17 protein-coding genes are annotated in these 14,631 nt (G+C 43.2%); 16 read left to right on the top strand and 1 reads right to left on the bottom strand.

The features are described from left to right. The first annotated feature begins 144 nt into the window (after positions 1-144). The 14 genes from MM817_RS12435 (at position 145) to ileS (ending at position 13,144) form a co-directional block, all read left to right on the top strand. A complete protein-coding gene (locus MM817_RS12435; RefSeq protein ID WP_241715648.1) occupies positions 145-519 on the top strand; it encodes a small basic family protein in 375 nt (124 codons plus the stop codon). Positions 520-579: 60 nt separating this feature from the next. Continuing rightward, a complete protein-coding gene (gene ftsA, locus MM817_RS12430) occupies positions 580-1,803 on the top strand; it encodes a cell division protein FtsA (RefSeq protein ID WP_241715646.1) in 1,224 nt (407 codons plus the stop codon). Positions 1,804-1,869: 66 nt separating this feature from the next. Further along, complete coding sequence (ftsZ, locus tag MM817_RS12425; protein WP_241715644.1) at positions 1,870-2,946, top strand: cell division protein FtsZ; 1,077 nt, start codon at positions 1,870-1,872, stop codon at positions 2,944-2,946. Positions 2,947-3,323: 377 nt separating this feature from the next. Continuing rightward, entirely contained in the window at positions 3,324-4,346 is a 1,023-nt protein-coding gene (locus tag MM817_RS12420; RefSeq protein ID WP_241715642.1) for a sigma-E processing peptidase SpoIIGA, read from the top strand. Beyond that, positions 4,315-5,013, top strand: a complete 699-nt coding sequence (sigE, locus tag MM817_RS12415) for an RNA polymerase sporulation sigma factor SigE (RefSeq protein ID WP_241715668.1) — start codon at positions 4,315-4,317, stop codon at positions 5,011-5,013. The genes MM817_RS12420 and sigE overlap by 32 nt, the downstream gene beginning before the upstream one ends. Positions 5,014-5,086: 73 nt before the next feature. Further along, positions 5,087-5,863: an RNA polymerase sporulation sigma factor SigG gene (sigG, locus tag MM817_RS12410; protein ID WP_241715641.1), complete on the top strand. Its 777-nt coding sequence runs from the start codon at positions 5,087-5,089 to the stop codon at positions 5,861-5,863. 91 nt (positions 5,864-5,954) lie between these two features. Next, positions 5,955-6,248 carry a YlmC/YmxH family sporulation protein gene (locus tag MM817_RS12405; RefSeq protein ID WP_241715639.1) on the top strand — a complete coding sequence of 98 codons (294 nt, stop codon included), beginning with the start codon at positions 5,955-5,957 and terminating at the stop codon, positions 6,246-6,248. Between the two features lie 94 nt (positions 6,249-6,342). Next, a complete protein-coding gene (gene pgeF, locus MM817_RS12400) occupies positions 6,343-7,131 on the top strand; it encodes a peptidoglycan editing factor PgeF (RefSeq protein ID WP_241715637.1) in 789 nt (262 codons plus the stop codon). Positions 7,132-7,133: 2 nt separating this feature from the next. Then, positions 7,134-7,853: a YggS family pyridoxal phosphate-dependent enzyme gene (locus tag MM817_RS12395; protein ID WP_241715634.1), complete on the top strand. Its 720-nt coding sequence runs from the start codon at positions 7,134-7,136 to the stop codon at positions 7,851-7,853. A gap of 87 nt (positions 7,854-7,940) precedes the next feature. Continuing rightward, positions 7,941-8,357 (top strand): cell division protein SepF, encoded by a 417-nt coding sequence (locus tag MM817_RS12390; protein WP_241715632.1) that lies wholly within the window; start codon positions 7,941-7,943, stop codon positions 8,355-8,357. A gap of 1 nt (position 8,358) precedes the next feature. Beyond that, positions 8,359-8,649 (top strand): YggT family protein, encoded by a 291-nt coding sequence (locus tag MM817_RS12385; RefSeq protein WP_272879962.1) that lies wholly within the window; start codon positions 8,359-8,361, stop codon positions 8,647-8,649. 20 nt (positions 8,650-8,669) lie between these two features. Continuing rightward, the gene (locus MM817_RS12380) at positions 8,670-9,452 is read left to right on the top strand and encodes a YlmH family RNA-binding protein (RefSeq protein ID WP_241715629.1); all 783 of its coding nucleotides are present in this window, start codon (positions 8,670-8,672) and stop codon (positions 9,450-9,452) included. Positions 9,453-9,557: 105 nt separating this feature from the next. Continuing rightward, a complete protein-coding gene (locus tag MM817_RS12375) occupies positions 9,558-10,031 on the top strand; it encodes a DivIVA domain-containing protein (protein ID WP_241715627.1) in 474 nt (157 codons plus the stop codon). A gap of 347 nt (positions 10,032-10,378) precedes the next feature. Then, the gene (gene ileS / locus MM817_RS12370) at positions 10,379-13,144 is read left to right on the top strand and encodes an isoleucine--tRNA ligase (RefSeq protein WP_241715625.1); all 2,766 of its coding nucleotides are present in this window, start codon (positions 10,379-10,381) and stop codon (positions 13,142-13,144) included. 88 nt (positions 13,145-13,232) lie between these two features. On the opposite strand, the gene MM817_RS12365 is transcribed toward ileS, so the two are convergent. Further along, the gene (locus MM817_RS12365) at positions 13,233-13,409 is read right to left on the bottom strand and encodes a hypothetical protein (protein WP_241715623.1); all 177 of its coding nucleotides are present in this window, start codon (positions 13,407-13,409) and stop codon (positions 13,233-13,235) included. A 177-nt stretch (positions 13,410-13,586) separates the two neighbouring features. Here MM817_RS12365 and MM817_RS12360 point away from each other — a divergent pair, with 177 nt between their 5' ends. Both MM817_RS12360 and MM817_RS12355 read left to right on the top strand, forming a co-directional pair. Further along, a complete protein-coding gene (locus MM817_RS12360) occupies positions 13,587-13,886 on the top strand; it encodes a DUF5665 domain-containing protein (RefSeq protein WP_241715622.1) in 300 nt (99 codons plus the stop codon). 52 nt (positions 13,887-13,938) lie between these two features. Then, complete coding sequence (locus tag MM817_RS12355; protein WP_241715620.1) at positions 13,939-14,550, top strand: TraR/DksA C4-type zinc finger protein; 612 nt, start codon at positions 13,939-13,941, stop codon at positions 14,548-14,550. Positions 14,551-14,631: the final 81 nt, after the last annotated feature.

Genomic DNA, 14,631 nt, shown 5'->3' with positions numbered 1-14,631 from the left:
GCTCGCAAGGCGGGGACTACACTCTCAAGATCGAGAACCAATGGTCCCAAGGAGGAATTCGTAGTACCCCGACCACTACGAGAATTTTATCTCAAAACTCTTTGGAGTACGTGACATTAATATACTAAGGAGGTATATAGTAGCATGCGTGTATTTATTCTATCCATGATTGGTTTGTTGATAGGTATTGCAGTAGGCTTAGGCATTAATATTCACTTGCCAGTACAGTATTCTGCTTATCTATCTGTAGCAATTTTAGCTGCTTTTGATACGATATTTGGTGGCATTCGCGCTATGATTGAACGCAAATTTGACGAGCGCGTATTTTTGACAGGCTTTTTCTCAAATACATTACTCGCTGCATTGTTGGCTTTTATTGGATCATGGCTTGGAATTGACTTAACACTCGCTGCAGTAGTAGCGTTTGGCGTACGCATTTTCAATAATTTGGCGGCTATTCGTCATCTTCTGCTTTTCCGTAAAAAAATTCCGTTCCATAATTCTTCAAATTCATGTTAATATAAACTAGTATACGTGTGAATAGAGAAATAGTTGATTTGGAGAAGGGAGTGCCACTCCTTGACCAAGGGAGAAATTGTAGTTGGATTAGATATTGGAACCTCGACAGTGCGAGCGATCATTGGCGAGCTTGACGGATTAAACGTCAACATTATCGGTGTAGGTACAGCAAAAAGTGATGGAATTAGAAAAGGTGCAATCGTCGACATCGATAAGACGGTCGCAACCATTCGCCAAGCAGTAGATCATGCAGAACGCATGGTAGGCATTTCAATTGGCTCAGCTTATGTTGGAGTTTCTGGTAGCCATATTTCTTTGCAACCAAGTCATGGAATCGTGGCAGTATCTGCGATGGATCGGGAGATTGGCGATGAAGACGTTGAACGCGTGATTTCTGCGGCACGGGTCATCAACTTGCCAACTGAACGAGAGATCGTCGATGTAGTACCGCGCGAGTTTACGGTTGATGGATTGTCAGAAGTCACAGATCCACGTGGCATGATTGGCGTTCGCTTAGAAGTAGACACCTATGTTGTGACTGGATCGCGAACAGTTTTACACAATTTACTCAGATGTGTTGAACGAGCGGGTATTGAAGTGGCTGGGACTGTCTTGATGCCACTTGCAGCAGCGGGGATGGTCTTGTCTGCTGACGAAAAGAAACTGGGTGTTGTATTAGTAGACGTAGGTGCAGGTGCAACGACAATATCTGTATTTGAACGTGGAACCCTAGAACGGTTTGCAGTCATACCAGTTGGTGGAGACAGCGTGACAAACGATATTACGGTAGGTTTGCAAACGGGGACAGATACTGCAGAGATGATCAAGTGTCGGCACGGAGTCGCTCAGATTTCTTTAGCGCGGCAAGAGGATAAATTCAAAGTGCCGCGAATAGGTAATAGCAATGAAAGAGAATGTACTGCAGAAGAATTGGCTTATATCATTGAACCGCGCATGCAAGAAATTTTTTCGCTCGTTCGCGATGAAGTGGAGCGCATGGGGTATCCAAATGGATTGCCAAGTGGCTATGTCTTGTCTGGTGGAACGATGTTATTAAAAGGTTCTGATAAGTTAGCGCAACAAGATTTGGGCGGATCTGTTCGCATCGCTGTTCCAGATTATGTTGGAGTACGTGATCCATCTTATGTTGGGTGTGTCAGTATGATTAAGTATGTATCCCGGTATTACCATAGGCAGGCGGTAGCTGCAACAGCACCCGCAAAAAGACAGCGTTCTGGTGGTGCCTTGCAGAAGATAAAAGGTTGGTTTCAGGATTTTATTTAGGTTAAATATGTTTGACAAACGGCTAACTAGCATACGTTTCATATAGTGCGTCAAGGAGGACGTGGGATGTTACAGTTTGATTTTGAGAGTGAAACGTTGGCACACATCAAGGTGATCGGAGTGGGCGGCGGTGGCTGTAATGCGGTAAATCGCATGATTGAAGCTGGTGTACGCAATGTCGACTTCATTACAGTCAACACCGATGCGCAAGCGCTCCACCTATCAAAGGCACCTGAGCGGATACAAATTGGTGAAAAGTTGACTCGTGGTCTTGGTGCGGGTGCCAATCCAGATATCGGCAAGCGTGCAGCTGAAGAAACACGAGAGATTGTCATGAATGCATTACGTGGAGCAGATATGGTATTTGTCACAGCTGGCATGGGTGGCGGTACAGGTACTGGTGCAGCTCCAGTGATCGCTGAGATTGCTAAAGAATTAGGAGCACTCACCGTAGGTGTGGTGACAAAACCATTTACATTTGAAGGGCGACGTAGGTTGACTCAAGCGGAAAATGGTATTGCTGCTCTAAAAGAAAAAGTAGATACATTGATTGTCATACCTAATGATCGTTTATTAGAGATTGTCGAAAAAAATACGCCCATGCTCGATGCATTTCGCGAAGCGGATAATGTATTGCGTCAAGGTGTTTCTGGTATTTCGGATCTGATTTCGGAAACTGGACTCATTAACGTTGATTTTGCTGATGTAAAAGCAGTCATGACAGAGCGTGGATCTGCTTTAATGGGTATTGGCGTTGCAAGTGGTGAGAAACGAGCGACAGAAGCTGCTCAAAAGGCCATTCGGAGTCCGCTTTTAGAGACGTCGATTGACGGTGCAAGAGGGGTATTGATTCAAGTAGCAGGTGGAGAAAACTTAACACTGTTTGAAGTGACTGAAGCGGCAGATATTGTTGCTGAGGCAGCTGATCCAGACGTGAATTTGATTTTTGGTGCTGTGATTAAACCGGAACTCAAAGATGAATTAGTAGTTACGGTTATCGCTACAGGATTTGAGGCTCAGAGTGGCTCTAGTCCTAAACCTTTATCAAGACGTCAAGAACCTCATGGAGGAACTTCGACTGTGCAGTCTGGTGATCTTGAAATCCCTGCCTTTTTGCGCAACCGTCAAAATCATCGTCCGTAAAGTTTCTACCCAACACTCCTTGATTGCGTCAGCACATGAAAGAAGGGGGACAGACTATGGGATTATCGTTCCCATAGCCTGTCTCAGTAAGAAGGCTATGCTTTTTTGCTTGTGGCTTGCACGAGAGTCACAAGCATTTTTTGTATGATACTGATCAGTGAGATCAGCGTTTGTAGCGAGAGTTTATGCAATTTCATAGCTACTACCACCCCCGTAGTATACAAGTACCTTTGCTGTGTAGCTTAGGTGACATGGCCACACAATAACGTGTTATTCCCCGTTGTCGATTCTTTTCTCTACGAAGTTCGCAAGTTCTGACAAACTTCGCAATATACATGTACTATACTGTGGTCAATTCGCTACAGGAGGGTCTGCATTTGGTTATTTATGTGGATCTAGCCTTTTTGATCAATTTGTTTATCGATGCATCTCTTTTACTGATTACAGGCTCATTGTTACAACGCAAATTGACGATGCGTCGAGTTTTTGGGGCTTCAGCCATAGGATCGTTGTACGCAGTGGCAACTTTATTTCCTGGAACGTCTATGTTGCGTAGTGTGCTTGTCAAGTGGTTTTTCTCAGTGGTAATGGTTGATCTGGCATTTGGCATGCGTACGCTGCATCATAAAACATATCGTCACTTAGTCAAACTTATGCAGGTGGTGGCTGCTTTTTACGCAGTTACCTTTGCAGTGGCAGGCGCTATCTATGCGTTGCATAATGTTTTTGCCACAGGTGGGGCGAGTTTGGACGGACTAGCGCTGATAGGAGGGCAAGTTGCTTGGTGGACGAGTTTAAGCACTGTATTTCTCGTGTTATCTATCCCGCTTGCATTATTGCTCGTCCGCTTTTTATGGAGTTTTGTAATCAGGTCTAAGCGCTTAAGTGGACAAGTGGTCACTATGCGGTTTACTTTATTTGGTCAAGAAGCGCAAGTTCAGGCACTCATAGACACTGGCAATTCGTTAACTGATCCAATTACGAAAACGCCGGTTGCAGTTGCTAAAATGGCAGCGCTTGAAAGTCTCTTACCACCATTATTAAAAAACGCCATGAGAGATGGAATCGACCCACTTGCAATGGTGTATCAACAGACTTCTGAACTTGGGAATTTTGCGACGCGCATTAGCATCGTGCCGTATCGAGGAGTTGCAGGGAACACGGGCTATTTGCTAGCCATTCGACCAGATAAAGTCATTGCCTGTATCGATGAATTAGAGATCTCGCTTGCACCATTATTTATCGCCTTACAAACGGATGGATTCTCTATGGTGGATCAATTCGACTGTATATTGCCGGGTAGTACTGCAGGGTTACTGGTTGAAGGGAGAGAGAGTGGTGTTAACACCCGTTCGCGTACGTCTTCAGATGAGACTTCTCATTCTTCGCATACTGCTTAAAATTGGGGCTGGTCCAGAACGAATTTATTATGTCGGCGGTTCAGAGGCATTGCCACCGCCCCTAACTCGGGAAGAAGAGGAGTTCTTACTTGGAAAGTTACCGAGCGGCGATGAGGCTGTACGGTCGTTGCTGATTGAACGGAATTTGCGATTGGTCGTGTACATTGCTCGCAAATTTGAGAATACTGGCGTGAACATAGAGGATCTCGTATCCATAGGCACGATAGGGCTCATTAAAGCGATCAATACGTTTGATATCGAAAAGAAAATCAAACTAGCAACGTATGCTTCTCGCTGCATTGAAAATGAAATTTTGATGTTTTTGCGGCGCAATAATAAAGTACGTATTGAAGTGTCCTTTGATGAGCCTTTAAATGTGGATTGGGATGGCAATGAACTTCTTCTATCTGATGTACTTGGCACAGAGGGAGACACGATCTATCGCGATATTGAAGATGAGGTTGATCGTACGTTGTTATATGGAGCACTAGAAAAATTAACAGATCGAGAAAAAAGAATCATGGAGTTGCGGTTTGGTTTAGCAGGGAGAAAGGAGATGACACAAAAGGATGTTGCAGACTTGCTTGGAATATCGCAATCTTATATTTCGAGACTAGAAAAGCGTATTATAAAACGCTTGCGCAAAGAGTTTAACAAAATGATATAACTGCATAATTCTCCCTGGCCGGGACATACTGAAACACGAATCGATTCGGTATGGCTCGCTTGGGGGGAAAAATTTGAAGCGCAACAAAGTTGAAATTTGCGGCGTCAATACCTCGCAACTTCCAGTCCTAACCAATGTTGAGATGAGGAAATTGTTTACGGAGCTTCAAAGTGGACAACACTATGCACGCGAAAAACTTGTAAACGGTAATTTGCGTCTGGTACTTTCTGTCATCCAACGCTTTAATAATCGCGGAGAGTATGTTGATGATCTCTTTCAAGTGGGATGTATAGGTCTTATGAAAGCCATCGACAACTTTGATCTTGGTCAAAATGTGAAATTTTCTACCTATGCTGTTCCGATGATTATCGGAGAAATCAGGCGCTATTTACGTGATAATAATCCGATTCGAGTGAGCCGCTCCCTTCGTGATATCGCGTATAAAGCACTCCAGATTCGCGATAGTCTAACGAATCGGAATCTGCGAGAACCAACCATTATGGAGATATCACAAGCTATGGAGGTAGCAAAAGAAGAGGTAATCTTCGCGCTTGATGCGATTCAGGATCCGGTTTCTTTATTTGAACCCATTTATCACGATGGTGGGGAACCGATCTACGTGATGGATCAAATTAAGGATGACACCAATCTTGATTCATCGTGGGTTGAATCAATCGCCATCAAGGAGGCCATGAGACGATTGTCTGAGCGCGAAAAGAGAATTTTAGCCATGCGCTTTTTTGAGGGAAAAACGCAAATGGAAGTTGCTGATGAAATCGGAATTTCACAAGCGCAAGTTTCTCGTCTTGAGAAAGCAGCGATTGGTCATATGCAAAAATATATTAAGTAAAACTCGTGATTGTGTAAAAGTTTTTTTTATCGCACATACCTTATTAGTGAGCAGTCTTTTAGGCTGATGTCATACCTAAGGCGTGTGTGCGATGAGAGCTTCTGAACTGCAAGCAAAGGATGTTATCAATATTGTTGATGGTCGCAAATTGGGCTCAATTGGCGATCTGGATATTGATTTGGAAACTGGACTTATACGATCCATGATCATCCCCCAAAGTGGTCGCTTTTTTGGTTTAATGGCTGGGGGAGAAGAAATTGTGATTCCATGGACACAGATTGTTAAAATCGGTTCAGATGTGGTTTTAGTTGATTTGCGACAGGGGTTACTAGAATCAAATGAATTGCAAGAAAGTCGTTCTGGAGGACACTCGAGCGGCTATTGACCGCGCTGCGGTCATTTTTATTTTAACCATAAACGGTTTCCCCGTGCCCATCGTTTTATGTTACGATACAGGTACTATAGTGGGGGGAACGAAGATGACGCGGTTGATTTTGCTAGATCAGTGGCTATTGAATAAGGTCAGCGGGGGTTTTTCACGACGTGATGGAGGCGTCAGTCAAGGCGTGTATCGTTCCCTCAATGTCGGTTTTCACGTCGGAGATGATGCAAGTCATGTAGTGGAAAACCGATTATTACTTGCTCGTGATATGGGTATTGATGTGAATAACATCGTATTTGGTGAACAGATACATAGTAATCAAGTTGAGATAGTTACCAAAGACACCGTGCGCTCAGGTCCATTTGATAGTATTGCTAAAGCAGATGGGCTGGTAACATCTGATCCGTCTATTGCACTCGGTGTATTAACGGCAGATTGCGTGCCGCTGCTGTTTGCGGATGCGGGTGCAGGAGTGATTGGTGTTGCCCATGCTGGCTGGCGTGGTGCGACATCTGGCATCATTTCTGAGGTCATTGCAAACATGGTGTTACTAGGAGGTTTACAGGAGCGGATTCGAGTGGCAATAGGCCCAGCCATACGCTCCTGTTGCTACGAGGTAGATACACCGGTCATACGAGCAGCCCGAGTAGCATATGATCGTATGGGAAGACACATGCCTTCATGGCAGAAGTCGACGATCCATACTGGAACTGTTATGATGGATTTGCCGAGAATCTGTCATGATGAGTTACGAACTCTAGGTATTGTTGAAGAACACATTCTTGATACAGCTATTTGTACAAGTTGCATGCCTGGATCTTTCTCTCATCGTCGCGATTTTGGTCAGTCTGGGCGTCAAGCAGGATTGATTCGATTGCGGGGGTGAACATGATAGACGATCAATCACAAGTGCAACATGATATGGAGCAATTAGTAAAACGTAGCGCGGATATTTCGAAGCGTATTGATTCTGCACTGCATCGTGCAAATCGTATGGACGAGCCTATTCGCATCGTTGCTGTGACTAAATACGTGGACATCGATACCGTAGAGAAGTTGACGAAGGTTGGCTATACTGACTTTGGGGAAAATCGCTGGCAAGTAGCAAAGTCTAAGGTGGAAGCATATAGAACATCGATCTGGCATTTTATTGGACCTTTACAGCGTAATAAAGTACGCTTTGTAGTTCCCCATTTTGCTTTTATACACAGTGTTGATCGGCCTGAATTAGCTGATGAAATCAGTCGTGAAGCACTAAACTATGGTGTGCGGCCCAATGTATTATTGCAAGTGAACGTATCGGATGAACCACAAAAATCCGGGATTGATCCAGAAAATGCTTTTTCTTTAGTAGAGCATTGTGCTATGCTACCTGGACTACGCGTACTTGGTTTCATGGCAATCGGACGCAATACTGAACATGCGGTAGAATCTCGTGCTGACTTTCGTAGACTTGTGCTGTTGCGTAACGATATACAGCAAAAAACAGGCATAATTCTCCCTGAACTTTCCATGGGAATGTCAAAGGATTTTGACATTGCTGTTGAAGAAGGAGCTACGATCGTACGGATCGGTAGATATCTTGTCAATTTTGATCAGGAGTTGTAAAAAAGGCTCGAACAATAGTTCAATATGGTGTATCTTTAAGAGAGTAAACGATTTTTGGTGAAAGGATGTGACAGGATGTTACACCGCATGATGAATTTTTTGGGCCTTGGTGATGAAGAGGATGAAGAAGAAGAGGTCATGGAAGAGCCTTCATCTTTTGAGCCCGATCAGGATTTTGCAAACGCCACGAGACGTGGTACGGTGTTAAACTTACACACGCAAAAGCAAGTCCGCGTCATTTTATCAGAACCTGCTTCTTATGATGATGCTCAGCTAATTGCTGATCATCTAAAAGGACATCGATCAGTGATTGTTAACTTGCATCGAGCTCCTTATGATCAAGCGTTGCGAGTTGTTGATTTTCTAAGTGGCTGTGTATATGCAATCGGTGGTAGCATGCAAAAACTTGGACATAATATTTTTCTCTGCGCGCCTGAAAATGTGGATATTCAAGGTACGATTAGTGAATATTTAGCAGGTGAAGGCAGAGCGCATTTGAGGTGACATGTTGATTATATCAACGATATCTTGGCTTCTTAATTTGTACTGGTATTTCATTTTGGCAAGGATACTAATCAGTTGGTTTCCCGATGTTTATGAGACAGGGATCGGTCGATTTATTGTTCGTGTGACAGAACCGTACTTAGCGCCATTTAGGCGCTATATTCCAGCACTTAGATTCAACGCAGTGTCTATTGATATTTCAGTAATTGTAGCCATTTTTGCCTATTACTTTATCGAAGATGCTGTGTTGTTTATTCTGACTTATGTACTACAGCTTTTTGGATTATCGTAGTCGAAAGGTGCGGGAAGCAGATGAGTGACGTCGTGCATCAGCACTTTCGTCCAGCTGAGCAGGCGATCGTGAAGCGCCTTGAAGAGTTTTCAAGCGGGGTAGAGCGGACAGGCGTTTCTCGTCGAACAGATTTTTTAAGCCCCCGCGAAGCATGGATTGCACAGATCATTTGTGCTAAATATTCACTTGCGGTTTCGTTGTATGGTGGGTATGAGCATGCAGAACGTCAACGAGCGATCATAAGTGATGTACATGAACACCCCGGAGAAGAGAATTTTGAGGTTGTTGCAGTTCGCGTTGATGTTCCGAAGGGAAGCAGTACTCTTCGACATGGTGATTTTCTCGGAGCTCTACTTGGAGTTGGCATAAGAAGGGATGGTTTAGGCGATATCGCCTTTTTACCAGATCACACTGCGTATGTGTTTTGCACAAAGCAGATGGTCAATATTCTTTTGCGTGATTTCACTCAGGTTGGTAAAACTTCAGTTACTATTCGCGTTGATGAGCAACCACCTATTTCGCAGTTTTTAGCTTCTACGCTTATGGAACAGAAAGTGACATTACAAAGTCTTCGTTTAGATGCATTTCTTGCGCATGCTTTTGGTATGTCACGCAGTAAAGCAGTAGAACCGATTCGTTCAGGTAAAGTGCAATTAAATCATGTTTTATGTGTAGAACCTTCACAGGAAATCGTGGAGCACGATGTAGTATCTCTTCGGGGTTCTGGACGCGCACGAGTGATGGGGATCGAAGGAAATTCACGTAGTGGTCGTATTTTTGTGCGTATCGGTCGTTATGTATAATACAATTATGTAGAATTAAAAGAGGAAATCATCGATTTGTGTCGAATGTTGATACATATAGAGTTATGCATGTGAGAATGTTCTATAGTAGGAGGTTGAGCACTGGTGCCCTTAACGCCTCTTGATATTCATAATAAAGAGTTTAAGCGGTCTCTCAGAGGATACAATGAAGATGAGGTCAACGATTTTTTAGACCGCGTCATTAAAGATTATGAAGGACTTATTCGTCAGCACAAGGATATGGAAGAGCGTTGCATGCAACTTGAAGATCAGGTTAAAAACTTCAAAATGATGGAAGATTCATTGAGTAAGTCGCTTATGCTTGCTCAAGATACTGCAGAAGAATTGAAACAAAACGCACGTAAAGAAGCCCAGTTAGTGATTCGCGAAGCAGAGAAAAATGCTGATCGAATTGTCCAAGATGCACTTACGAAAGCTCGCAAGACGGCAATGGAACTCGATGAAGTAAAGAAACAAGCTGCTATCTTTAAAGCGCGGTTTCACTCATTGATGAGTGCTCAGATGGAGATGCTAAAGGCTACTGAGTGGGAAGAGTTTATTAATGAACCGATTGGTTAATATGTAGTAAAGTATATAGTATATCGATGATGAGGACAGTAGGCGCGCGAAGACCGCAAAGAGAACTCGGGATAGGTGAGAGCCGAGTCGGTGGATGCCGTTTGAAGATCACCTTGGAGATGAAGAGTGAACGGATAGTGAATGATCTATCCCTTAGCTTAACCGGGATGCGCCCGTTATTGCGCATATTTTAATGAGGCGAAGTGATTCACTTACACACACTTCGTGAAGTAGGGTGGTACCTCGCGACGTTAGTCTGCGCCCCTTGTTGGGATGCAGGCTTTTTTGTTTTATGCAGACCTTCACAAGTTCATGATGCAGTCATAAAAAGGATGGGGGAAATGATGTTGGAATTTGATAAAACGCTAAACTTACCACAAACTGATTTTCCGATGCGTGGCAATTTGCCAAAACGTGAACCGGAGATGCTTCGATATTGGAATGAAATGGATCTCTATCACTCTGTACAAAAGACGAAAATGGATAAGAAAAAATTTATTTTGCACGATGGTCCCCCTTACGCAAATGGCCAGACTCATTTAGGTCACGCTTTAAATAAGATTATTAAAGATATCATCATTAAGTCTCGTTCAATGAACGGTTTTGATGCGCCTTATGTACCAGGATGGGATACACATGGATTACCTATTGAAAACGCCATTATTAAAGCACAAAAGTTAAATCGACATGAAGTCAGTATTGTGGATTTTAGGAAGGCGTGCGCAGATTATGCGCTAAAGTATATTGACTTACAAAGAGATCAATTTTTGCGCTTTGGCGTTCGTGGAGACTTTCAAAATCCGTATATTACGATGGATCCTAGCTACGAAGCAGAACAAATTCGCGTATTTGGGGTAATGGCTCAAAAGGGGTATATTTACAAAGGTTTCAAGCCGGTATATTGGTGTCCATCATGTGAAACTGCATTAGCTGAAGCAGAGATTGAATATGAAACGCATACATCTCCTTCTATTTATGTTGCTTTTCCAGTAAAGGATGGCAAAGGTGTACTATCAAATGATACGGAAATTGTTATTTGGACAACAACTCCTTGGACGATCCCGGCGAATATGGGGATTGCACTAGGACCTGACTTTGATTACTCAGTGGTCGCAGTTCATGGTAGAAAACTCTTAATTGCGTCTGAATTGGTTGAGAGTGTGCTAAAAGATGTTGGATTCGCAGAAGAAGAACATGCCATTATAGCGACTTATAAAGGCCGTGAATTAGAGCGAGCAGTAGCTAAACACCCACTCTATGAGAGAGATTCTCTTGTTGTTTTGGGGGATCATGTCACACTCGATAGTGGGACAGGTGCCGTGCATACAGCGCCCGGCCATGGGATGGAAGACTACCTAGTAGGACTTCAGTACGATTTGGATATTTTTGCTCCACTTGACGATAAAGCTCGTTTTACCGCTGAAGCTGAACCATTTACTGGTCAGTTTTATGCTAAGGCCAATCCAGTCATCATTGAGGCATTGCGTGAAAGTGGTGCGCTACTGGCTAAACATGATCTTGTGCATCAATATCCACATTGCTGGCGCTGTAAAAATCCTGTGATTTATCGCGCAACTGAGCAGTGGTTTGCGTCGATTGCGCTGTTTCGCGACGAGATGTTAGCACAAGTCGAACAAGTTTCTTGGGCTATTCCTTGGGGGAAGATACGTCTCCATAACATGATTGCTGATCGTACAGATTGGTGTATTTCACGGCAACGCACATGGGGCGTTCCAATCCCTGTGTTTTATTGTAAACAGTGCAATGAAGCTCTATTGGATGAGCAAAGCGTCGAACATGTGGCTGAGTTATTCGCAACACATGGATCACAGATTTGGTTTGAAAAAGAGGCGGATGAACTCGTACCAGTAGGTTCAACATGCTCGTGTGGAAACACCCATTTTCGCAAAGAAACGGATATTATGGATGTTTGGTTTGATTCGGGCTCGAGTCATATGGCTGTCCTTAGAAAACGTAGTGACTTAGCGTGGCCAGCTGACTTGTATGTCGAAGGATCTGATCAATATCGCGGCTGGTTTAATTCATCGCTTTCCACAGCCGTAGCGGTTATGGGCCAAGCTCCCTATCGGCAAGTCCTATCACATGGTTTTGCAGTTGATGGTGACGGGCGTAAAATGTCAAAGAGTCTTGGCAACGGGATTGATCCCATCCAAGTCATTGAACAAATGGGTGCAGATATTTTACGCCTATGGGTATCATCTGTGGATTATCGATCAGATGTGCGCATTTCTAACTTGATTTTAAAACAAGTTTCAGAGGTGTATCGCAAAATACGCAATACATTTCGCTTCTTACTTGGCAATTTGTCTGACTTTAGTGATGCACAACGTGTTTCATATGAGCAGTTGCGAGACATTGATCGTTATTTATTAGATCGTTTGTACCGGCTTCAAGAAAAATGTATGGATGCTTATGAAAATTACGAGTTTCACGTTGTATATCACGCTATCCAAAACTTCTGTTCAACAGAGTTGTCTAGTTTTTATTTAGATGTTGCGAAAGATACACTTTACGTGGATGTGGTTGATTCTGTATCTAGAAGAGCGATACAAACGGTTCTTCACCAGTGTCTCCATACGTTACTCGCACTGATCGCGCCAATCTTAACCTTTACAGCAGATGAAATTTGGATGCAACTTACTGAAAAAGACGTACAAAGTATTCAGCTCACAGAGTGGGTAAAACTTCCTGAAAAGTACAGAGATGATGCATTAGCTACTACATGGGATCATTTGTTGGCTATACGCGATGTGGTGCTACAGGCGCTTGAAACTGCACGCTCGGAGAAGAAGATAGGTCAATCGCTTGGTGCTGCAATTCATTTGTACGGCGTGGATCACACACAGGTAGACTTAACTTTAGATGATTGGAAGGATCTTTTTATCGTTTCTCAAATCACGCTCCATTCAGTTGAAGAGGAAGTTCCTGTAGAGGCCTTATGTGTTGGGGCGGTGGGTGTTGTAGTGACTGAGGCGCAGGGAGAAAAATGTCCGCGTTGTTGGCATATACGTACTGATATAGGATTGGATGTAAGAGTACCTGAAGTGTGCCCTCGTTGTGCTGAGATCTTAGTGCAAAAAGGACTCGTCTAGGCTTTTAGGCTTTAGGTAGTAAAATGTTAAAACCGTATGCGAGTGTTGCAGATATCAACTGCTGCACTCGCATACGGTTTTTATTTTTTTAAACAAAGCGAGAAATAATAAAAGCAATAATGCCTACAATGCCAAGAATGATAAAGATGGGTGTAAATGTAAGTGTATAGTTATACATTTGTTTAGCGACAAAACTACTTATCACTTCAATACATCCAATCCAGATTAACGCGGTTGCAGCAGTGCGAACAAGTTGATTGCGCAATGGCGACAACCCCTTTCTCTTCTAAATACTATCCCACGAGACATGCGTACAAACAATGGGTTTAACAGAGCGTGCCGTGAACATCCTTTGACAGTTTGGCTCAGATAATATGAAGCATACTCTATGGTCAATCGGGAATCCTATTTTGTGCACGGTGAATAGAAAGTGGTGAATCAGATGGATCCGATTCGACGCCCACAAGCAACGAGTACAGTTGAAAAGTTAAGTGACTACTTTGAACGAGTAAATTTTGGAGCATACGTGCTCTTATTGCAAAAACCTTGGCGTCTCTTTTATCTCAATTTTATTGGCGGTCTTGCACGTGGTATTGGCATAGGATTGGGATTTACCTTAATTGCAGCACTCTTAATTGTGATTATGCAACGTTTAGCTGTGCTTAATATTCCGCTTATTGGATCCTATATTGCCGATGTGGTACGCATTGTACAGGCGCAGTTGCGCGTTCCGACGATATAGTGATATACAACTAGATTATTGAAAATTATATGATAAAAGGAGAGATGATGCCGTGAAGGATAAGTATCAGTCAGCAAGAGCAGCACTTATCAGTGAGCAAGAACAGATTAAACAGCGTCTGGATGATTCTGAACAATATGGGTTGGAGCTTGCGATGAATGACAGTATTGGTGAATTATCGCTATATGATCAACATCCAGCTGATATTGGCAGTGAGATGTTTGAACGAGAGAAAGATGTCGCTTTGCGAGAGCATGATGTGATCCGTTTAGAAGAGGTCAATTACGCTCTTGCAAAAATGCAAGAAGGGACATATGGAACATGTGAACAATGTGGACAGGCAATTGAATTACTGCGTATAGAAGCAGAACCTGCAGCTGTTTTGTGCATTGCGTGTGCGCATGAACAATCGCATCCGCTTGCAATGCATGATCGACCTATCGAGGAAGAGTTTTTGCGTAACGGATTTTCTAGGACCAATATGGATGGAAGAGATTACACTGGATTCGATGGAGAAGATAGCTGGCAAGGTGTTGCGCGTATGAATGCTCGGCCCGATCCTGACTCGGTGATTGATGATGAACTTTATGAAGAAGGAAATGGATATGTAGATCAAATGGATGCAATTTCTAATATGCAGTATAAAGAACAATTGCCAGACTAATGTGGTTTTAGTGCGTTGTATGAATCGCTTACTTTACGATCGCTTGTTTGTGCCAGTGGCTCATGGTACGATACAAAGTAA

This window comes from Sulfoacidibacillus ferrooxidans (genome assembly GCF_022606465.1).
In the GTDB taxonomy this organism is placed as follows: domain Bacteria; phylum Bacillota; class Bacilli; order Alicyclobacillales; family SLC66; genus Sulfoacidibacillus; species Sulfoacidibacillus ferrooxidans.
This window is presented reverse-complemented; position numbering and strand designations above follow the sequence as displayed.